The sequence below is a fragment of the Allobosea sp. P2_B12 genome (genome assembly GCF_056404835.1).
Genome location: NZ_JBFUDG010000008.1, coordinates 57,862 through 76,478, shown reverse-complemented (window position 1 = coordinate 76,478; position 18,617 = coordinate 57,862). Strand labels below are relative to the sequence as shown.

Annotated in this window: 17 protein-coding genes; 11 read left to right on the top strand and 6 right to left on the bottom strand. The window is 67.5% G+C overall.

Annotated elements, in window-relative coordinates; all coding sequences use genetic code 11:
* The first annotated feature begins 15 nt into the window (after positions 1-15).
* The 4 genes from coaA (at position 16) to AC1DYU_RS18900 (ending at position 3,400) form a co-directional block, all read left to right on the top strand.
* Complete coding sequence (coaA, locus tag AC1DYU_RS18915) at positions 16-990, top strand: type I pantothenate kinase (RefSeq protein ID WP_476793071.1); 975 nt, start codon at positions 16-18, stop codon at positions 988-990.
* Positions 990-1,436: a YqaA family protein gene (locus AC1DYU_RS18910; protein ID WP_158487427.1), complete on the top strand. Its 447-nt coding sequence runs from the start codon at positions 990-992 to the stop codon at positions 1,434-1,436. Before coaA ends, AC1DYU_RS18910 begins: the two co-directional genes overlap by 1 nt.
* 73 nt (positions 1,437-1,509) lie before the next feature.
* A complete protein-coding gene (locus AC1DYU_RS18905; RefSeq protein WP_158487429.1) occupies positions 1,510-1,860 on the top strand; it encodes a RidA family protein in 351 nt (116 codons plus the stop codon).
* Positions 1,811-3,400 carry a hypothetical protein gene (locus tag AC1DYU_RS18900; RefSeq protein ID WP_476792972.1) on the top strand — a complete coding sequence of 530 codons (1,590 nt, stop codon included), beginning with the start codon at positions 1,811-1,813 and terminating at the stop codon, positions 3,398-3,400. Before AC1DYU_RS18905 ends, AC1DYU_RS18900 begins: the two co-directional genes overlap by 50 nt.
* A gap of 15 nt (positions 3,401-3,415) precedes the next feature.
* On the opposite strand, the gene AC1DYU_RS18895 is transcribed toward AC1DYU_RS18900, so the two are convergent.
* On the bottom strand, positions 3,416-4,576 hold the full coding sequence (locus AC1DYU_RS18895; protein WP_476792971.1) for an aminotransferase: 1,161 nt from the start codon (positions 4,574-4,576) through the stop codon (positions 3,416-3,418).
* Positions 4,577-4,896: 320 nt separating this feature from the next.
* Here AC1DYU_RS18895 and AC1DYU_RS18890 point away from each other — a divergent pair, with 320 nt between their 5' ends.
* The 3 genes from AC1DYU_RS18890 to AC1DYU_RS18880 all read left to right on the top strand — a co-directional run bounded on the left by AC1DYU_RS18890 (position 4,897) and on the right by AC1DYU_RS18880 (position 9,244).
* Positions 4,897-6,381, top strand: a complete 1,485-nt coding sequence (locus AC1DYU_RS18890) for a cobyric acid synthase (RefSeq protein WP_476792970.1) — start codon at positions 4,897-4,899, stop codon at positions 6,379-6,381.
* A 230-nt stretch (positions 6,382-6,611) separates the two neighbouring features.
* The gene (locus tag AC1DYU_RS18885; protein ID WP_476792969.1) at positions 6,612-7,208 is read left to right on the top strand and encodes a TetR/AcrR family transcriptional regulator; all 597 of its coding nucleotides are present in this window, start codon (positions 6,612-6,614) and stop codon (positions 7,206-7,208) included.
* Between the two features lie 71 nt (positions 7,209-7,279).
* Positions 7,280-9,244, top strand: coding sequence for an SDR family NAD(P)-dependent oxidoreductase (locus tag AC1DYU_RS18880; protein ID WP_476792968.1), 1,965 nt, complete (start codon positions 7,280-7,282; stop codon positions 9,242-9,244).
* Here the strand turns inward: AC1DYU_RS18880 and AC1DYU_RS18875 are convergent.
* Complete coding sequence (locus AC1DYU_RS18875; RefSeq protein WP_476792967.1) at positions 9,168-10,097, bottom strand: NAD-dependent epimerase/dehydratase family protein; 930 nt, start codon at positions 10,095-10,097, stop codon at positions 9,168-9,170. The two genes, AC1DYU_RS18880 and AC1DYU_RS18875, sit on opposite strands and share 77 nt — an antisense overlap.
* Positions 10,094-11,137: an MraY family glycosyltransferase gene (locus AC1DYU_RS18870; protein ID WP_476792966.1), complete on the bottom strand. Its 1,044-nt coding sequence runs from the start codon at positions 11,135-11,137 to the stop codon at positions 10,094-10,096. Before AC1DYU_RS18870 ends, AC1DYU_RS18875 begins: the two co-directional genes overlap by 4 nt.
* A 105-nt stretch (positions 11,138-11,242) precedes the next feature.
* Here AC1DYU_RS18870 and mmcB point away from each other — a divergent pair, with 105 nt between their 5' ends.
* Complete coding sequence (gene mmcB / locus AC1DYU_RS18865) at positions 11,243-11,704, top strand: DNA repair putative endonuclease MmcB (protein ID WP_476792965.1); 462 nt, start codon at positions 11,243-11,245, stop codon at positions 11,702-11,704.
* On the opposite strand, the gene AC1DYU_RS18860 is transcribed toward mmcB, so the two are convergent.
* Positions 11,701-12,672, bottom strand: a complete 972-nt coding sequence (locus AC1DYU_RS18860; protein ID WP_476792964.1) for a LysR family transcriptional regulator — start codon at positions 12,670-12,672, stop codon at positions 11,701-11,703. The genes mmcB and AC1DYU_RS18860 overlap by 4 nt on opposite strands.
* A 99-nt stretch (positions 12,673-12,771) precedes the next feature.
* Between AC1DYU_RS18860 and AC1DYU_RS18855 the strand changes: the two genes are divergently transcribed.
* Both AC1DYU_RS18855 and AC1DYU_RS18850 read left to right on the top strand, forming a co-directional pair.
* Positions 12,772-13,944 carry an MFS transporter gene (locus tag AC1DYU_RS18855; RefSeq protein ID WP_476792963.1) on the top strand — a complete coding sequence of 391 codons (1,173 nt, stop codon included), beginning with the start codon at positions 12,772-12,774 and terminating at the stop codon, positions 13,942-13,944.
* Positions 13,945-13,975: 31 nt separating this feature from the next.
* On the top strand, positions 13,976-15,010 hold the full coding sequence (locus AC1DYU_RS18850) for an aldo/keto reductase (RefSeq protein WP_476792962.1): 1,035 nt from the start codon (positions 13,976-13,978) through the stop codon (positions 15,008-15,010).
* On the opposite strand, the gene AC1DYU_RS18845 is transcribed toward AC1DYU_RS18850, so the two are convergent.
* Positions 15,011-15,577 (bottom strand): ActR/PrrA/RegA family redox response regulator transcription factor, encoded by a 567-nt coding sequence (locus tag AC1DYU_RS18845; protein ID WP_476792961.1) that lies wholly within the window; start codon positions 15,575-15,577, stop codon positions 15,011-15,013.
* 79 nt (positions 15,578-15,656) lie between these two features.
* Positions 15,657-17,009 (bottom strand): ActS/PrrB/RegB family redox-sensitive histidine kinase, encoded by a 1,353-nt coding sequence (locus tag AC1DYU_RS18840; RefSeq protein ID WP_476792960.1) that lies wholly within the window; start codon positions 17,007-17,009, stop codon positions 15,657-15,659.
* 222 nt (positions 17,010-17,231) lie between these two features.
* On the opposite strand from AC1DYU_RS18840, the gene AC1DYU_RS18835 reads away from it, so the two are divergent.
* Entirely contained in the window at positions 17,232-18,533 is a 1,302-nt protein-coding gene (locus tag AC1DYU_RS18835) for a polyhydroxyalkanoate depolymerase (protein WP_476792959.1), read from the top strand.
* Positions 18,534-18,617: the final 84 nt, after the last annotated feature.

The window sequence follows — 18,617 nt, the reverse complement described above, 5'->3', positions numbered from 1 at the left end:
AATGCGGGTCGCATCATGGACCAGCGCGTGATTCCCGCCCCGCATGATCCCGATCTCGGCTCGCCCTATCGCACCTTCTCGCGCGACGAGTGGGCGCATCTGCGCGCCGACACGCCATTGACGCTGTCGGTCGACGACCTGACCAAGCTGCAATCGATCAACGATCCGATCTCGCTCGACGAAATCGTCGCGATCTATCTGCCGCTGTCGCGCCTGCTCTCGCTGTATGTCGCGGCGACGCAAGGGTTGTTCAAGGCGACGCAGCGCTTCCTGCTGGCCGAGGCCGAGGTCAAGGTTCCCTATATCATCGGCGTCGCCGGCTCGGTCGCGGTTGGCAAGTCGACCACGGCGCGCGTGCTCAAGGCGCTGTTGTCGCGCTGGCCGAACACGCCCAAGGTCGAGCTCGTCACCACCGACGGCTTCCTCCTGCCCAATGCCGAGCTCGACCGGCGCGGCCTGATGCAGCGCAAGGGCTTCCCCGAGAGCTATGACGGCGCGGCGATCCTGCGCTTCCTCTCCGACGTCAAGGCCGGCAAGCCCCAGGTCGCGGCGCCGGTCTATTCGCACCTCGTCTACGACGTGGTGCCGGGCGAGACCGTCACGGTCGAACGGCCCGATATCCTGATCCTGGAGGGGCTGAATGTGCTCCAGCCGAGCCGGATGCCCAAGGACGGCACGGTCATCCCCTTCGTCTCAGATTATTTCGATTTCTCGGTTTATCTCGATGCCGACGAGAACGATCTGCACCGCTGGTACGTCAATCGCTTCATGACGCTGCGCCAGACGGCTTTCCGCGATCCGCGCTCCTTCTTCCGCAAATACGCCGAGATCGGTGAGGACGAGGCGTTCTCGATCGCCGAGAGCCTCTGGACCGGGATCAACCTGCCGAACCTGCAGGAAAACATCCTGCCGACCCGCCAGCGCGCCAGCCTGATCCTGACCAAGGGGGCCAGCCACCGCATCCAGCAGGTCGCGCTGCGCCGGCTCTGATGGAGGCGTTCTGGTCGCTGGCCGGGATGGCGGGCGCGGCCTTCGTCGCGGCGACGCTTCTGCCGGCGCAGTCGGAGGCCGTCTTCCTTGGCCTGCTGGCGGCGCGCACGGTCGATCCGCTGTCGCTGTTCCTGGTCGCCAGTCTCGCCAATACGGCGGGTTCGGTCGTGAACTGGTGGCTTGGCCGGCTGATCACACGGCATGGCGTCGAGAAGCTGCCAAGGCGGCTGCGGCCCGATCCCGCACGGCTTATGCAGGCGCAGGGCTGGTTTGCCCGCTTCGGCTGGCCCTCGCTGCTGTTCGCCTGGCTGCCGATCGGCGGCGATCCGCTGACGCTCATTGCCGGCACGCTGAACTATCCGCTGGGGCGTTTCGTGCTGCTGGTCCTGATCGGCAAGGCGGCCCGCTATGCCGCGCTCTGGGCCGGCTGGAGCGCCATCGCCTGAAGGCCGGGTTTTGGGTTTGCGAAAGCCTTCGGCACGGGCTACCAGCAAGCGCCCTTTTCCAGGAGATTTGATCATGAGCATTCAGCGCATCGCCGCCGGCCCGCGTATGGCCAAGGCCGTCGTCCATGGCGACACCGTCTATCTGGCTGGCCAAGTTGCGGGCGAGGCCGCCGGCAAGAGCGTGGGCGAGCAGACCGCCGACATCCTCGGCATTATCGACGGCCTGCTGGCCGAGGCCGGCACCGACAAGAGCAAGCTGCTGATGGTCAACATCTGGCTGTCGGACATCTCGACCTTCGCCGAGATGAACGCTGTCTGGGACAAGTGGGTCGTCGCCGGCCAGACCCCGGGCCGCGCCACGGTCGAGGCCAAGCTTGCCGCGCCGCAGTTCACCGTCGAGATCGCGGTCATCGCCGCGAAGTAGTAGCGGCCAAGTAAGATATGCGCTGTGGGTGACGTTCGCGGACCCACTGCTATTTGTCAGCCGGCCAAGCGATATTGGCCGGCTGACACGATTGGACGAACTCGGCGGGGGCCTGAGGAACGGTATTATTGTGACGAAGCCGGACGATTTGGCGGCGCTCATCGCGCTCATCGCGCAGCGGCATGCCGTGCCGCCGCCGATCCTGCTCGCCATGGTCGCGCCGCAGGTCAAAGCCGCGGCCGCAACCGATCTGGCCGCGCTGGAGCGGCTGCTGGCGCGTCGCGCGGCGGATGCCGCGGCCCTGCGCAACAGCCTTGCGGCCCCCGTGCCGGACGCCACGCTTGCGGCTTGGCGGTCGCGAGCCGCCGCTGCCCTTGAAATCGGCAACTTCGCCGAGGTCGACAAGGCGCTCGCCCAGGCCGAACTGCAGATTCTCGGCGAACTGACCAATCTCTCGGACCTTCCGCCGGAACGCCGCATCGCGACCGGCGAGACTCGCGCCGACCGTGGCGCCGTGAGCCAGCTCGATCTGGCGCCGCAATCCTGCCGCGAGGCCGCAAAGCGCTACGCCGAAGCCTCCGCGATCGTCGGTCTGGCCGACCGCGCGCGTAGTTTCGAACTGGCCTTGCTCCAGGGCGACGCGCTGACGCGGCTGGGCGAGGAATTCGGCGACCGGTCCGGTTTCGACGGCGCGATCGCGCATTACCGGGTGCTTCTGGCCGGGCTCGACAATTTCGAGGACACCGTTGCCTGGGCCTCCGTGCAGGAGCGGCTGGGCATTGCTCTCGCCTCGCTCTCTGCCCTGATTGGTGACGGGTCGCTGCTCGACGAGGCCTCATCCTGCTATCTCACCGCGCTGGAGGATCTCAGACGCGAACAGGCCCCGGCGCTCTGGCGCTCGCTGAAGGTTCGGTTCGCCCAAATCGCCGTTTCGCTCGGCGAATCACGCGAGGACGAAGCCCTGCTGGAGGAGGCGATCACGGCGCTTGGCACCGCGCTGGCCGTCTGGGACCGCAAAAGCGACGAGGCGCGCTGGCTCGTGGCCGAGCAACTCACGGCGCGCGCCCGCGCCGCGCTCGGTCGGCACCAAAAAGACCTCGCCTTGCTCGAGCGCGCCTTCAACGGCTTCAATCGGGTCGCCCAAGCGGTCGACCGCGCCCAGGAGCCGCTGCGCTGGGCCGAGCTGCAGGATCATATGGGCGGCGTGCTTGCGGCCATGGGCGAGCGCTACAGCGAGCCCGTGGTGCTGGAGGAGGCGATCGCCGCCTTCGGCTTCGCGCTTGAAGAGCGTCGCCGCGAAACGAGCCCGCAACTCTGGGCGACGAGCTCGGTCAATCAGGGGTTGGTCTCGATGAAGCTCGCTGCGCGCCTCCAGGATCGGGAACTGGCGCAGCGGGCCCTCATGCAGATCGCCGTCGCCGTCGAGGCGATGCGCGGCGCCGGCCACACGGCCGACGCCACCGCGCTGCAGAAGAAGCTCGTCATCGCCGGCGGCATGGCTGAGGCGCTGGGCAAGGCCGGTACGGTGCACAAGACCTGAATCCAGCCGACCGGATCAAGCCGCCGAACTGGTCTTTCGCCAGGCGGCCAGCCGTTCCAGCGCCGCATCCAGCGTCGCGTCGCGCTTGGCGAAGCAGAAGCGCACCACTGTCCTGACCGCACCTTGCGCATAGAAGGCGCTGACCGGGATCGCGGCGACGCCGTTCTCCATGACGAGCCTCTTGCAGAAATCGACATCGTCGCTCTTCCCCAGTGGAGCGATGTCGACATTAAGGAAATAGGTCCCGACGCTGGGCAGCACGCTGAAGCCGAGCTCGGTAAGGCCCTCGGCGAAACGGTCACGCGAGCGCTGGAAATCGGTTCGCATCCCCTCGAAATAGCTGTCGTCCTTACCCAACCCATAAGCGACGGCGGCCTGCAGGTTCGGCGGCGTGGTGAAGGTGATGTACTGATGCGCCTTGGCCAGCACCTTCATCAGCGCCGGCGCCGCCATCACCAGCCCGACCTTCCAGCCCGTCAGCGAGAAGATCTTGCCGGCTGACGAAATCTTGACGGTGCGCTCGCGCATGCCGGGCCGGCCCAGCATCGAGACATGACGGTGACCGTCGAATACGACATGCTCCCAGACCTCGTCGCAGATCGCCACCGCATCATGGCGGATGCAGAAGGCGGCCAGCAGGTCGAGATCGGCCGGGCTGAAGATCGTCGCGGTCGGGTTCAGCGGATTGTTGAACAGCACCGCCTTCGTCCGGGGCGAGAAGGCCTTCGCCAGGGCCTCCTCGCTCAGCCCGAAATGCGGCGGCGTCAGCGTCACGAATTTCGGGATGCCGCCGGCGCGGCGCACGAGCGGGACATAGGCATCGTACATCGGCTCGAACAGCACGACCTCGTCGCCGGGCGAAATCAGCGCCATCAGCGCACCGGCGATCGCCTCGGTCGCACCCGACGTCACCATGATCTCAGCGTCGGGATCGAGATCGAGCCCCTGCCAGCGCTTGTAATGCGCCGCCGTCGCCTGGCGCAGTTCGGGCAGGCCCATCATCGGCGGATACTGGTTCCAGCCATTCACAACCGCCTCGGCGGCTTTCTGACGGACGTCGAGCGGGCCCGCATCATCGGGAAAGCCCTGCCCGAGATTGACCGCGCCGGTCTCGCGCGCCAGTTGCGACATGACCTCGAAGACACTGGTCGGAAGGGCTGAGAAGATCGGATTCATCGCGGTTCGTCGCCTGCGGCAAAGAAAAACTGGCCGCGCGTGTAGCATGGCGTCATGCTGGACGCACGCTGCATGGGGTGGCTTCGAGCGCAGGCGGGCAGCCCAAGAAATACGAACTGATGATTATTGACATTCATCAGCGGTCAGTATCTATTCGTCAAAGCCGGTTCACGGCGAGCACCCGTTGCGACTTCGCCCCTTTGGCGTAGCGGGATTTGGCGTGAACCGGTGACCCTCCCCTTCATCGCCGGATCGACGCGCTGGCCGGTTGCTCCGGGCAGATCGGTTGCTCGTGGTAGGCTTGGCGCATAAGCAGGCGCATGGTCCAGCCTCGCACACCCGCTATCATGATCCTCGGCACCGGCTCCAATGTCGGAAAGTCGCTGATCGTCGCGGGCCTGTGCCGGCTCTTTGCGGATCGCGGGCTTAAGGTCCGGCCGTTCAAGCCCCAGAACATGTCGAACAACGCCGCCGCCACAGCAGCCGGCGAGATCGGCCGGGCGCAAGCGCTGCAGGCCCGTGCTGCCCGGGTCGCGCCGCATGTCGACATGAACCCGGTACTGCTGAAGCCCGAAGGCGAGGCCGGCAGCCAGATCATCCTGCAGGGCCGGGTCGCCGGGCATCTCGCCTCGGGCGATTTCGCCCGGCGCGGCGATTTCCTGCCCAAGGTCCTGGAGAGTTTCGAGCGGCTCTGCACTGACGCCGATCTCGTCATCGTCGAGGGCGCCGGTTCGCCGGCCGAGACCAATCTGCGCGCGCGCGACATCGCCAATCTCGGCTTCGCCCGCGCGGCCGACGTGCCTGCGGTCCTCGTCGGTGACATCGACCGCGGCGGCGTCATCGCCAGCCTCGTCGGCACCCATGCCGTGCTCGACGAAGCCGACCGCAGCATGATCCGGGCCTTCGCGGTCAACCGCTTCCGGGGCGAGGTCGCGCTGTTTGCCGACGGCGTCGAGACCATCCGACAGGCGACCGGCTGGCCCTGCCTCGGTGTCGTGCCCTGGTTTGCCGACGCCGCGCGACTTCCGGCCGAGGACGGGCTCGATCTGCGCCCAATCGCCGCCAAGCCCGGAGCGCGGCTGAAGATCGCTGTCCCGATTCTGCCCGGCATCGCAAATTTCGACGATCTCGATCCGCTGAAGCTCGAACCGGCGATCGACCTCGTCATGGTCCCGCGCGGAGAGGCGATGCCGGGCGATGCCGAACTCGTCATCCTGCCGGGCTCGAAGACGACGCTCCGCGACCTCGCGGCCCTGCGTGCGGAAGGCTGGGACATCGACATTCTGGCCCATCGCCGACGCGGCGGGCATATCCTCGGCCTTTGCGGCGGCTATCAGATGCTCGGCCGGGTGGTGCGTGACCCGCTCGGGCTGGAGGGCCCGGCCGGCGAAGCGCCGGGCCTCGGGCTGCTCGACGTCGAGACCGTGCTGGAGGGCGCCAAGACGGTACGCGAGGTCGATTTCGTCCATGTGCCCAGCGCATCGACGGGCCGCGCCTACGAGATCCATCTCGGACGGACGGAAGGCTCCGATTTGGCCCGCGCCCCGTTCCGGGTCGGCGACCGAGCCGAGGGAGCGGCCAGTCCCGACGGGCGCGTAACGGGCAGCTATCTGCACGGCATCTTCTCGTCGGACACAATCCGAGCAGCCTGCCTGGCCGCGGTGTCGGGCGCGCGACTGCCGTCGACGCTGTCTTATGAAGGCGACGTCGAGGCGACGCTGGACCGGCTTGCGGCCCATCTCGCCCGCCATCTGGATATCGAGGCCATCCTGCACCTAGCCGCTACACGCGCTGCGCGGGGGTGATCCGCGTTGCGCCGGCGGAACCCCGCCGCGGCCAGACGCGTTGCGATCGCTCGGGCTTCCGGTTCCGCGCCGCCGCCACCGGTCGACCGTTTAATCCAGATCAATGCATGACCGCATGTGGCAGGATATCGTATTGAAAGACGTTATTCTCCAAAATGTTGACGAATGACGAAATTCGTCATAACGATCAATTCCCGCCGACAGCCGCGACAACACGACAGGCAAAAGCCGTGAGTCTTCCCGAGCGCGATACCAGGCAGAGCATCGTCGATACGGCCGAGCGCTTCTTCCGCGACATCGGCTACCAGAAGACGACTGTCGCCGACATCGCCAAGTCGCTGCGCATGAGCCCGGCCAATGTCTATCGCTTCTTCGATTCAAAAAAGTCGATCAACGAGGCGGTGCTGGCGCGGTTCAAGGGCGAACTCGAGGAATCCCTGTCGCTGATCATGGCGGAGCCGCGTTCCGCCGGGAGCCGCCTGCGCGACATGCTGCTCACCGCGCACCGGATCAACCAAGCGCGCTTTGCCGATCAGCACCGCATGCAGGAGATGGTCTGCGCGGCGATGGAGGAAAGCTGGGACGCCATTCTCGGACATATCGAGCGTTTCGACGCGCTGCTCGGCGGTGTCGTCGCCGAGGGCGTCGCCAATGGCGAGTTCCGCGCCATTGATCCGATCGAGGCCACGCAATGCATCCGCACGGCGATGTTGCGCTTCCAGCATCCGCTGCTGATGGAACAATGCGAGCGCATTCCTGGCCCGTCCGCCGAGGAGATGATCGCCTTCATCATGGCGGCGCTGGAGCAACCGAAGGCCGGCGGCTGACACACGCCTGATCCGGTCCGCCGGCTGGCCGCGTTGACAAGCCGCCAAGGGAGCGGGATACCCCGCCTGTCATGGCCAATCTCCCCAAGCAGAGCTTCAAGAAGCTCGCCGTCATCCTCCACGATCTCGTGGTCACGGCGCTCGCGATTTGGCTCGTCTTCGTCGTCCGTTTCGAGGGCTGGCAGCTCGCCGAGCATCTGCGCTATCTGCCGCGCTTCCTGCCGGTGTTTGTCGTCTATGCCGGCCTGGTCTACTGGTTCTTCTCGCTTTACCGCTCGAAATGGCGCTTCGCCTCGCTGCCTGACCTGTCGAATATCGTCAGGGCCGTCTCGATCCTGACGCTGACGCTGCTGGTGGCCGACTACGTCCTCGTCGCGCCGAATTTCTACGGCGCCTTCTATTTTGGCAAGATCACCATCGCGCTCTATTGGCTGGTGCAGATCGCGCTGCTCGGCGGGCCGCGCCTCGGCTATCGCTATTTCAAATATTCCCGCTCGCGCCGGAATGCCGCCCGCGAAGCGTCCCTCCCGGCACTGCTGCTCGGGCGCGGTTTCGAGGTCGAGATGGTGATCCGTGCCATGGAGGCCGGGACGATGCGCAAGCTCCGGCCCGCCGGCATCCTGTCGCCGCGCATCGACGATCTCGGCCAGTCGATCCGGGGGGTGCCGGTGCTCGGCCTGCTCTCCGAGATCGAGCGCATCGCGGGTGACGCGGCCGAACGCGGCGAGGGCTTTCGCCGCATCGTCGCAACCCCGAGCGCGCTTCTGCCTGAGGCCGAGCCCGACAAATGGCTCGCCCGCACCCGCAAGCTCGCCTTGCCGATCTCGCGCATCGAAACGCTCGGCGAAGGCGTGCGCGACACGGAACTGGCTCCGCTCGAGATCGAGGACCTCTTGGTGCGCTCGACCGTCAGGATCGACCGCGACCGGCTCGGCGCCTTCCTGAAGGGCAAGCGCGTCATCGTCACCGGCGGCGGCGGTTCGATCGGCTCGGAGATCTGTCTGCGCTGCGCCACTTTTGGGGCCGCCGAGCTGCTAATCGTCGAGAGTTCAGAGCCCGCCCTGTTCCAGGTGACCGAGCAGCTCATCGCCCAGGCGCACGACACGATTGTCTCCGGCGCGCTCGCCGATGTGCGCGACCGCGCCCGGATCACGCCGCTGTTCACGGCGTTCCAGCCCGATATCGTCATCCATGCCGCAGCGCTGAAGCATGTGCCCTATCTCGAGGCGGACTGGAGCGAGGGCGTCAAGACCAACATCTTCGGCTCGGTCAACGTCACCGATGCCGCGATCGCCGCCAATGCCAAGATCTTCGTGCTGATCTCGACCGACAAGGCGATTGAGCCGGTCTCGATGCTGGGCGCGACCAAGCGCTTCGCCGAGATGTATGCCCAGTCGCGCGACGCCGAATTCGTCGCGGCCGCCGCCGGCATGCGGCTTGTCGCCGTGCGCTTCGGCAATGTGCTGGGCTCGGTCGGCTCGGTGGTTCCGAAATTCAAGGCGCAGATCGCGCGCGGCGGGCCGCTGACGGTGACCAGCCCCGACATGATCCGCTATTTCATGACCATCCGCGAGGCCTGCGACCTTGTTCTGACGGCGGCTTCGCATGCCCGCTCGGACGGGCCGGAAGCCGAGCGCGCCGCCGTCTACGTGCTCAAGATGGGCCAACCGGTCAAAATCATAGATCTGGCCGAACGCATGATCCGGCTCGCGGGCTTCGAGCCCGGCGAGGATATCGAGATCGCCGTTACCGGCGTGCGGCCTGGCGAGCGCCTGAACGAGATCCTGTTTGCCCGCGACGAGCCTATGGCCGAGACCGGGCTGGACGGCGTCATGGCGGCCAAGCCCGTCTTCGCCAACCGTGCCCGGCTGCAGGCTTGGCTCGCCCGGCTCGAGGCGGCGCTGAAGGCCGATCATCGTGCCGCGGCCGACGCCGTGCTCGACGAGGCGATCCCCGATTTCAGCCAGCGCCAGAAGACGCTGCCAGCCGCACTAGCGCAGCCTTCGACTCGGCCGGCGGCCGCCAGCCTGCCCTGAGCAGCCCCTCGGGCAGGGCGACGAGACTGCCGCTCAACTTGACGAAGGCGTCCCCGCGACCGGCAAGACGTGCCGCCAGCCGCAGAAGACCGGTCGGCACGGCGATCAGGCCCGGCCCGCGGCCAAGCCCCGCCCGCAAGGCGGTCAGGATGCCGGCCACGCTGATCGGCTCGGGATCGGCGACGATGAAGGCGCGCCGTGCCGGGCAGCTTTGCGACAGCGAAAACACCACGGCATCCGCAAGATTCTCGACCGCGAGCAGCGAGCGCGGCGCGGTCAAAGCGCCGAGCGGCAGCGGCACGGGCAGGCGCGCCAGCCTGAGCAGCGCCGCCATATTGGCCTTCACGCCCGGCCCATAGACCAGCACAGGCCGCAAGGCGATCCAGTCGAGGTCGATCCCGGCCAAGCCCTGTTCCGCTGCGAGCTTCGAGCGGCCATAGGCGTCGTCGGGCGCAGGCGCGTCGGTCTCGCGCAGCGGCGGCCCGTCGAAGGCCCCGCTCTGCGCCTTGATCGAGGAGATGTAGACGAAGCGTGCGACGCCAGCGCGATAGGCTGCCTGGGCGAGTTCCAGTGTCGCATCCGTGTTGATGCGCCGGTACAGCACCTCGTCGAGGCCGGGGCCGGCATGGGCGAGGCCGGCGAGGTGGACGACATATTGGACCCCGTCGAGCGCGCCGCTCCAGTCGATCGGGGATGCGAGATCGCCGGTCACGACGGACTCGGTGCCGTCCGAAGCCGGACCGGAGGCGCGCTGCGTGACGCGGACGCGATAGCCGGCCGTCTTGAGCGCGGCGACGACATGGGGCCCGATGAAGCCGCCAGCGCCGGTGACGAGGACGCGCTCGCCGTTCACGAGGCGGATGCCTGTCGCGAAAAGCGCCGCAGGAGCAGGGCGGTCAGGGCGATCGCGGCAGCGATGCAGCTGAATTGCACGATCGTCGCCGGCATCAAGATGCTGAGCCCCGCCAGCCCGACCAGAGCCAGGTTGAGCAGCGCGACCTGCGTGACGACGGCGAGCACGCTGTGCCCGTTGGTTGTCGCCTGCTGGTAGAAGTGCGAGCGATGCGCCTCCCAGACTTTTTCGCGGCGCGCCATCCGGCGCAGCAAGGTGATGGTAGCATCCGCCACATGATAGAGCGGCAGGATCAGCGCCGCCGCGAGCGCGCCCGTGCCTGCCAGCCGGTAGAGCAGATAGGCGCCGAGCAGGCCGATCGGCAGCGAGCCGACATCGCCGAGGAAAAGCCGTGCGGTTGGCTTGTTGAAGGGCGCAAAGCCGAGCAGTCCGCCGCACAGCGCTGCCGCCAGCAGGCCGGAGGCCGGATCGATGACGCCGGTGCTGCCGGCGAGCGCCAGCGCGCCGGCCAGGGGCACGAAGCCGGCGACCGTGATCCAGTCGATGCCGTCCATGAAATTGGTCAGGTTGACGAACCAGATGCCGGCGAGCAGCGCCAGGCAGCGCTCGATGGCAAGCGGCATCAGTTCGGGAAACAGCCTCACATCAGGCGCCGCATAGACGATCACCACCGCGACGCAGAGCGCCTGCAGGCCGAGCCGCAAACCGGCCGAAAGCGGGCGGATATCGTCCCAAGCGCCCACCACGGCCAACACAATGCTCGCTGTGATGACGAAGACGAGGCTGGCGCTGCCCGGCAGAGGCGGTAGGGCTTGCAACGCCAGCCCGATCGCGAGGAAGGCACCGGCGAGTACGGCGATGCCACCGCCCTGCGGCGTCGGCACGCGATGGCTCGAGCGCGCATTGGGCCGCGCCAGCGCATAGCGCGCCAGCAGCGGCCGCAGCAGCACGCAGAGCAGCGCCGAGATGGCGGCTGCCGCGAGCAGGATCAGGAGAGGTGAGAGAGCGGTTTGCAAGGTGGGCGTGTACCATGGCGGCATCGCGCCTTCCTAGAGCATGACGCTGGAAAGCGGGAGCCTGCTTTTCAGCCCTGGTTCCGCGCCTCTGCCCTTGCCTTGACCGGCACAAAGAGGGAACATGACGTCATGCCCGTTGCCAATCCCGCGCTCAACCCGCCGCCCGCGCGGCCCGATATCACCCGCGCCGTCTGCCGTGGCGCCGGTCGGCACCTGCGGGAGCGCGGCTATGGCGTGGTCAAGGAAATGACCTTCGCCAATGGCCGGCGCGGCGACATCGTCGCGCTGTCGCCCTCGGGCGAATTGCTGGTGATCGAGGTCAAGTCGGGGATCGAGGATTACCGCGTCGACGGCAAATGGCCGGATTACCGCGATTATTGCGACGGCTTCCTCTTCGCCGTCGCGCCCGAATTTCCCCAGGAGATCCTGCCCGACGATGTCGGCCTGATCGTCGCCGACGCCTATGGCGGCGAGTTGATCCGCGAGCCGCCGCGACACCCGTTGGCGCCGGCACGGCGCAAGGCCCTGACCATCGCCTTTGCCAAGCTGGCGGCGGGCCGGCTGGCGCTGATCGAGGATCCGGCAGTCTAGGCCGGCACGGGCTTCGCCGTCGGCGCGGCTTGGGCGACCCGCCTGCGATCGGCCGTCGGTGGCGCGGTTAGATCGACGGTCTCGACCAGGAAATCGATGAAGGCGCGGACGCGGGCCGGCAGCTTGCCGCCATGGCCGACATAGACCGCGTGGATCGCCTCGACATCGCCGGGGTTGAAGGCCTCCAGCACCGGCACCAGCCGGCCGGCGGCAATGTCGGGGCCGACATGGAACAGCGACAGCCGCGCCAGCCCCTGCCCGTTGAGCGCGAGCAGGCGGGCGCTCTCGCCGTCTCCGACCGCGACGCGCCCCTGAGCCGGCACCGAGATGAGCCTGCCATCGTCGCGAAACGACCACTGGTCGGTATGGCGGGCGAAATTGAAGGTGATGAGGTCGTGCCCGGCCAGATCGTCCCAATGCCGGGGGGCGGATTTTCGCGCGAGATAATCCGGCGAGGCCACGATCGCCATCGCGGCCTCGCCGAGCTTGCGCGCCACGAGTTGCGAGGACCGCAGCGGCCCGACGCGGATCGCGATCTCGGCGCGCTCATCCATCAGGTCGATGACCTGGTCGGTGATGGTGATGTCGAGCTGGACCTGCGGATAGGCCGCCGCGAAGCGCGGTACCAGCGGCAGCAGATAGAGCACGCCAAAAGGTACGTTCGAATTGACCCGCAGCTTGCCGCGCGGAATCTGGCAGGCGGCGACGGCGCGCTCGGCCTCGTCGAGATCGCTGAGCACGCGCAGCGCATGCCGGTGGAACGTCGCGCCCTCCTCGGTGAGCTGGAGCTTGCGCGTCGAGCGGATCATCAGCCGGACGCCGAGCCTGGCCTCCAGCCGGGCGACGAGCTTGCTGATGGCTGACGGCGTCATCCGCAGCGCACGCGCCGCCGGCGAGAAACCGCCGAGCTCGACGATGCGCGCGAAGACCTCCATCTCGCCGGAGCGGTTAATCTCGGGCCGTGGCATGTGACTTCACCTCACAATTGCATGTCCTCTCGGCAATCTAATTCACAGGCGGCGCATGCGCCATCTTGCAGGCTCATTCGTATCCGTCCGGAGCCGGCCATGCCGATCGCCCTCTATGCCCTGACCGTCGGTGCCTTCGGCATCGGCGTCACCGAATTCGTCATCATGGGCCTGCTGCTGCAGGTCTCCGCCGATCTCGGCGTCACCATCCCCGTCGCCGGCCTGCTGATGTCGGGCTATGCGCTCGGCGTCTTCGTCGGCGCGCCGATCCTGACCATCGCGACGCGCTCGCTACCGCGCAAGACGACGCTGCTGGTGCTGATGGCGATCTTCACACTCGGCAATCTCGCCGCCGCCTTGGCACCGAGCTTCGCTTGGCTGATGGCGGCTCGCATCGTCACGGCACTCGCCCATGGCACCTTCTTCGGCGTCGGCGCGATGGTCGCGACCGGCCTCGTCGCGCCGGAGCGCAAGGCCTCGGCGATCGCGCTGATGTTCACCGGGCTCACGCTGGCGACGCTGCTCGGCGTGCCTTTCGGGTCTTGGCTCGGCCTCGCCTATGGCTGGCGCGCGACCTTCTGGGCTGTGGCCGGGATCGGGCTGGTCGCGCTCGCGGTTCTCGCCATCTTCGTGCCGGCAGAGCGGGAGCGCGTCGTACCCGGCCCGCTCTCGGAGGAGTTCCAGGTTCTGGCCCGGCCGCAGGTGCTGCTCGGGCTTGCCATGACGGTGCTCGGCTTCGGCGGTATCTTCGCGGTGTTCACCTATATCCAGCCGCTGCTGGTCGAGCTTGCCGGTTTCAGCGAGGCGGCGGTGTCGCCGATCCTGCTGGTCTTCGGCGCTGGCCTCGTCGTCGGCAACCTGCTCGGCGGGCGCTGGGCGGATCGCAGCCTGTCGCCGGCGCTGGTCGGGACGCTGATCGTGCTGACGGTCGCGCTGTTTGCGGCGGGCTTTGCCTTCCACGACAAGATCGGCGCGGTGGTGGCGGCCTTCGTGCTCGGCGCCGCCGCCTTCGCCACGGTCGCCCCGCTGCAGATGTGGGTGCTGCAGCAGGCCGGCGGCGCCGGCCAGGGCCTCGCGTCCAGCCTCAACATCGCCGCCTTCAACCTCGGCAACGCCTTCGGCGCCTGGCTTGGCGGTATCGTGATCTCGCATGGGCCGGGCCTGGCCGGCATCGCGCCGATCGCGGCGCTGGTGCCGCTCGCCGCGCTGGCCCTTGCCTGGCTGGCGCTGACCCTCGACCGGCGCGCGACGCGTGCGCTGGCCACCTGCTGAACCCGCTCGACCCGTCCGACAGGAGACCATCATGGATTATCGGCAACTCGGCGCATCCGGCCTGAAAGTGCCCGCCCTCAGCTTCGGCTGCGGCACGTTTGGCGGCAAGGGACCGCTGTTCAGCGCCTGGGGCGACACCGACACGGCCCAGGCGAAGCGCCTGATCGACATCTGCCTCGAGGCCGGGCTGACGCTGTTCGACACGGCGGACGTCTATTCCGACGGTGCCTCCGAGGCGATCCTCGGCGAGGCGCTGGAGGGACGGCGCAATGAGGCGCTGATCTCGACCAAGCTCGGCCTGCCCGCGGGCGATGGCCCGCTGCAGGCGGGCACCTCGCGGCTGCGGCTGATCGAGGGCGTCGAAGCGGCGCTGAAGCGCCTGCGGACCGACCGCATCGACCTGCTCCAGCTCCATGCCTTCGATGCCGGCACGCCGGTCGACGAGGTTCTGAAGGCGCTGGACGATCTCGTGAGCGCCGGCAAGCTGCGCTATGTCGGCGCCTCCAACTTCTCCGGTTGGCAGATGATGAAGTCGCTGGCCGCCTCCGAGCGTCATGGCTGGCCGCGCTATGTCGCCCATCAGGTCTATTATTCGCTGGTCGGCCGCGACTACGAGTGGGAGCTGATGCCGTTCGGCCTCGACCAAAATGTCGGCGCGATGGTCTGGAGCCCGCTTGGCTGGGGCCGGCTCACCGGCAAGATCCGGCGCGGGGTGGCGATGCCCGAAAAAAGCCGCCTGCACGACACCGCGGCCTTCGGCCCGCCGGTCGATGACGACAGGCTCTACGCGATCGTCGATGTCCTCGACGAACTCGCAGCCGAGACCGGCAGATCCCTGCCGCAGATCGCGCTGAACTGGCTGCTGCGTCGCCCGACTGTGTCGAGCGTCATCATCGGCGCCCGCAACGAGGAGCAGCTGCGCCAGAATCTCGGTGCCGTCGGCTGGGCTCTCAGCGCAGAGCAGGTCGCGCGGCTCGACGCGGCGAGCGCGACGACACCCGCCTATCCCTATTACCCGTACTGGCGCGAGGGCGGCTTCCGGCAGATCAACCCGCCGCCGGTGTGATCAGCGCGGCGCGCGCTTCGCCAGGATGCGCTGCAACGTGCGCCGATGCATGCCGAGCCGGCGCGCCGTCTCGGAGACGTTGCGGTTGCAGAGCTCGTAGACGCGCTGGATATGCTCCCAGCGCACCCGGTCGGCCGACATCGGGTTTTCCGGCGGCAGCGGCCGGGCATCGCGGGCTGCCGCCAGCGCGGCATGGATCTCGTCGGCATCGGCCGGCTTGGCGAGGAAGTCGAAGGCGCCGAGCTTCACCGCGCTGACGGCGGTGGCGATGTTGCCATAGCCGGTCAGCACGATGCCGCGCGCGTCGGGACGGCGTTCCTTCAGCCGCGCGATGACGTCGAGGCCGTTGCCATCGCCGAGGCGCAAATCGATCACGGCGAAGGCTGGGGCGGACTCGTCCACCGCAGCAATCCCGGCGCTGACGCTCTCGGCCATGCGCACGGAATACCCCCGGATCTCCATGGCGCGGGCGAGGCGGGTCAGGAACGGCTTGTCGTCGTCCACCAGCAACAGCGACATGTCCGCAGCCGGCATGGTGGGGGCGGTTTCGATCAGCGTATCCTGCATCACATTCTCCTCCCGCCGGGCATTCCCCGGAGGACCTTTAGCGCAGCTTCAGCCGCGACGCATCCGGGATGCGCGTTCATCAGCTAACCCCATGTGGTATCTTTGGTTCCGGGTTTGTAGGCCCGGGCTGGGGCAGATCGGCCTCGAAGAGCTCACGCGGCCAGGTCATCCTGACCGACGCACCGCTGGCCGGGGCGGGCAGGTTCGAGAATTCCATCAGCGCACCGCCACGCTCGAGCAGCGTCTTGGCGATGAAGAGGCCGAGGCCGAGCCCGCCGCCGGCGCGGCTCTCATTGGCGCCATGGGTGAGATAAGGGTCGCCGGCGCGCAACAGCACGTCGGGCGGAAAGCCCGGCCCGTCATCGGCGATCGTGAGCGTGACATCGGCTTGGTCCCATTGCGCGGTGATCGTGACGGTCGAGCGGGCGAAATCCACGGCATTGTCGACGATATTGCCGAGACCGTAGATCATGCCGGGATTGCGCCGGCAGACCGGCTCGGGCTTCTCGCCTGACATCACGATCGCGAAGGGAACCCCGAAGGGACGCTGGGGACCGGCCGCTTCCTCGATCAGAAGGCGCAAGGACAGCTGATCGAGCGGGCCGGCGTCGTCGTCCTGCAGCGAGGCGAGCTTGCCGAGGATGCCGCGGCAGCGCTCGACCTGCTCGCGCAGCAGCGTGATGTCCTCCGCCATCTCGCCCTCGGCCGGCGCCAGCCGGGACAACTCGCGGGCGACGAGTGCGATCGTGGCGAGTGGCGTGCCGAGTTCATGGGCGGCGGCGGCGGCGAGCCCGTCGAGCTGCGAGAGATGCTGCTCGCGCGCCAGCACGAGCTCGGTGGCGGCGAGCGCGTCCGAGAGATCGCGTGCCTCCTTGGCGACGCGCCAGGCATAGATCCCGGTGAAGCCGAGGCCGAGGACGAGCGCAGCCCAGTTCCCGGCCTGGTAATAGGGCGGCAGCACCGGCCGGTCGGCCCCCGCCCAGGGCAGCGGCAGATGGAAGACGCTGAGCAGGGTCGCCAGCGCGATCGCGAGCACGCCGAGCACCAGCGTCCGCTGCGGCGGCAAGGCGGTGGCCGAGATCATCACCGGCGCCAGGAACAGGATCGAGAACGGATTCTGCAGGCCGCCCGTCAAATAGAGCAGGGCCGCGAGCTGGATGATGTCGAAGGCGAGCAGGGCGGTCGCGGGGCCGGCATGCAGCCGATGGCTGAGCGGAAAGCGGATGCGCAGCGCGATGTTCAGCCAGGACGAGACCGCGATGGCGGTGAAGCACCAGCCGAAGGGCAACGGGAAGCCGAGGCCGAAATGCACGCCCGCCACCGCCAGGCTCTGCCCGGCGATGGCGAGCCAGCGCAGCCGGACCAGCGTGTCGAGCCGCAGATGGCGGTTGGTGCGGCCGAACACCGGTGTCGAGAAATCCGGAAAGGTCATGATGCAGCAGGGCTCATGGGCGCGAAAGGCATCTGGACGCGACAGGCATCAGTCGAAGCACTCCGGCAGGGCAATTATCTGTGACATATCGGTGTCGGAGTGAATTCTTAGCCCTTTGCAGGATTGAATGAGAACAAATTAGGCATACGGTGCGTTCTGTTGCGACGCGGCATCGGATGTTGCGGCGCCAGAAGCACTCAACACTGCATGAACGGGGCTCCCATGTCGTTTGCCTACCATGCCTTCGAAGCGGTTCACATGCTGCTCAGTCCCGCGAGGGGCATGTCGGATGCGATGCATCTGGCCTTCAGGAATCCGGCCAATCCGCTGAGCTATACACCGATGGGCCGCACCATCGCCGCCTCCTGCGAACTCTTCGAACGCACGACGCGACGTTATGGCAAGCCGGCCTTCGGGCTCTCGGAGACGACGATCAACGGCGTCAAGACTGCGGTCGAGGAGCGCGTCGTCTGGGAGCGCCCCTTTGGCAGGCTGGTCTATTTCGACCGCAAGATCGAGGGACGTCGCAAGCCGCAGCCCAAGGTGTTGCTGGTCGCGCCGATGTCGGGGCATTACGCCACGCTGCTGCGCGGCACGGTCGAGGCTTTCCTGCCCGGCCATGAGGTCTACATCACCGACTGGACCGATGCCCGTGTCGTGCCGCTCTCGGCCGGACGCTTCGATCTCGACGATTATATCGACTACGTCATCGCCATGCTGCAGATGCTGGGCCCGGAGACGCATGTCATGGCGGTCTGCCAGCCTGCCGTGCCGGTGCTCGCCGCCGTCGCCCGCATGGAGGCCGAGGGCGACCCCTGCGCGCCGCGTTCGATGACGCTGATGGGCGGGCCGATCGACACCCGCCGCTCGCCGACCGCGGTCAACAAGCTCGCCATGGATCGCGGCATCGACTGGTTCCGCAACAATTGCCTCACCAGCGTGCCCTTCCCGTTGCAGGGCGCGTTCCGGAAGGTCTATCCCGGCTTCCTGCAGCTCTCCGGTTTCATGGCGATGAACCTCGACCGCCATGTCACGGCCCATCACGACATGTTCAAGCACCTGATCCGGGGCGACGGCGATTCCGCCGAAAAGCATCGCGATTTCTACGACGAATACATGGCGGTGATGGACCTGACCGCCGAGTTCTATCTCCAGACGGTCGAGACCGTCTTCATCGAGCACGGTTTGCCGAAGGGCACGATGATGCATCGCGACAAGCTGGTCGATTGCACGGCGATCCGCCGCGTCGCGCTGATGACCGTCGAGGGCGAGAACGACGACATCTCGGGCGTCGGCCAGACGCAGGCCGCCCATGACCTCTGCTCGAACATCCCCGACGACAAGCGCGTGCACTATCTCCAGAAGGGCGTCGGCCATTACGGCGTGTTCAACGGCTCGCGCTTCCGTTCCGAGATCGCCCCGCGCATCTCGGACTTCATGGTCAGCCTCGACATGGAGGCGGCCAAGAGCCGTCGCGAGACGAGCGCAACCGAGGCCCGCAAGGCGCTGAAGGTCGCAAGCTGAGGGAATGCGGCGGCTTAATCCGCCTCGCCATTATTCTCGGAACAACGCCGTCATCCTGGACAAGCCGCGCAGCGGCGCAACTCC

Bases quoted from the DNA above. Each gene is read 5' to 3' on its own strand.
- AC1DYU_RS18835 (WP_476792959.1), top strand. From the start codon at position 17,232: ATGTCGTTTGCCTACCATGCCTTCGAAGCGGTTCACATGCTGCTCAGT.
- AC1DYU_RS18840 (WP_476792960.1), bottom strand. From the start codon at position 17,009: ATGACCTTTCCGGATTTCTCGACACCGGTGTTCGGCCGCACCAACCGC.
- AC1DYU_RS18905 (WP_158487429.1), top strand. From the start codon at position 1,510: ATGAGCATTCAGCGCATCGCCGCCGGCCCGCGTATGGCCAAGGCCGTC.
- mmcB (WP_476792965.1), top strand. From the start codon at position 11,243: ATGCCCGTTGCCAATCCCGCGCTCAACCCGCCGCCCGCGCGGCCCGAT.
- AC1DYU_RS18890 (WP_476792970.1), top strand. From the start codon at position 4,897: ATGGTCCAGCCTCGCACACCCGCTATCATGATCCTCGGCACCGGCTCC.
- AC1DYU_RS18850 (WP_476792962.1), top strand. From the start codon at position 13,976: ATGGATTATCGGCAACTCGGCGCATCCGGCCTGAAAGTGCCCGCCCTC.
- AC1DYU_RS18910 (WP_158487427.1), top strand. From the start codon at position 990: ATGGAGGCGTTCTGGTCGCTGGCCGGGATGGCGGGCGCGGCCTTCGTC.
- AC1DYU_RS18870 (WP_476792966.1), bottom strand. From the start codon at position 11,137: ATGCCGCCATGGTACACGCCCACCTTGCAAACCGCTCTCTCACCTCTC.
- AC1DYU_RS18880 (WP_476792968.1), top strand. From the start codon at position 7,280: ATGGCCAATCTCCCCAAGCAGAGCTTCAAGAAGCTCGCCGTCATCCTC.
- AC1DYU_RS18845 (WP_476792961.1), bottom strand. From the start codon at position 15,577: ATGCAGGATACGCTGATCGAAACCGCCCCCACCATGCCGGCTGCGGAC.
- coaA (WP_476793071.1), top strand. From the start codon at position 16: ATGGACCAGCGCGTGATTCCCGCCCCGCATGATCCCGATCTCGGCTCG.
- AC1DYU_RS18860 (WP_476792964.1), bottom strand. From the start codon at position 12,672: ATGCCACGGCCCGAGATTAACCGCTCCGGCGAGATGGAGGTCTTCGCG.
- AC1DYU_RS18895 (WP_476792971.1), bottom strand. From the start codon at position 4,576: ATGAATCCGATCTTCTCAGCCCTTCCGACCAGTGTCTTCGAGGTCATG.
- AC1DYU_RS18855 (WP_476792963.1), top strand. From the start codon at position 12,772: ATGCCGATCGCCCTCTATGCCCTGACCGTCGGTGCCTTCGGCATCGGC.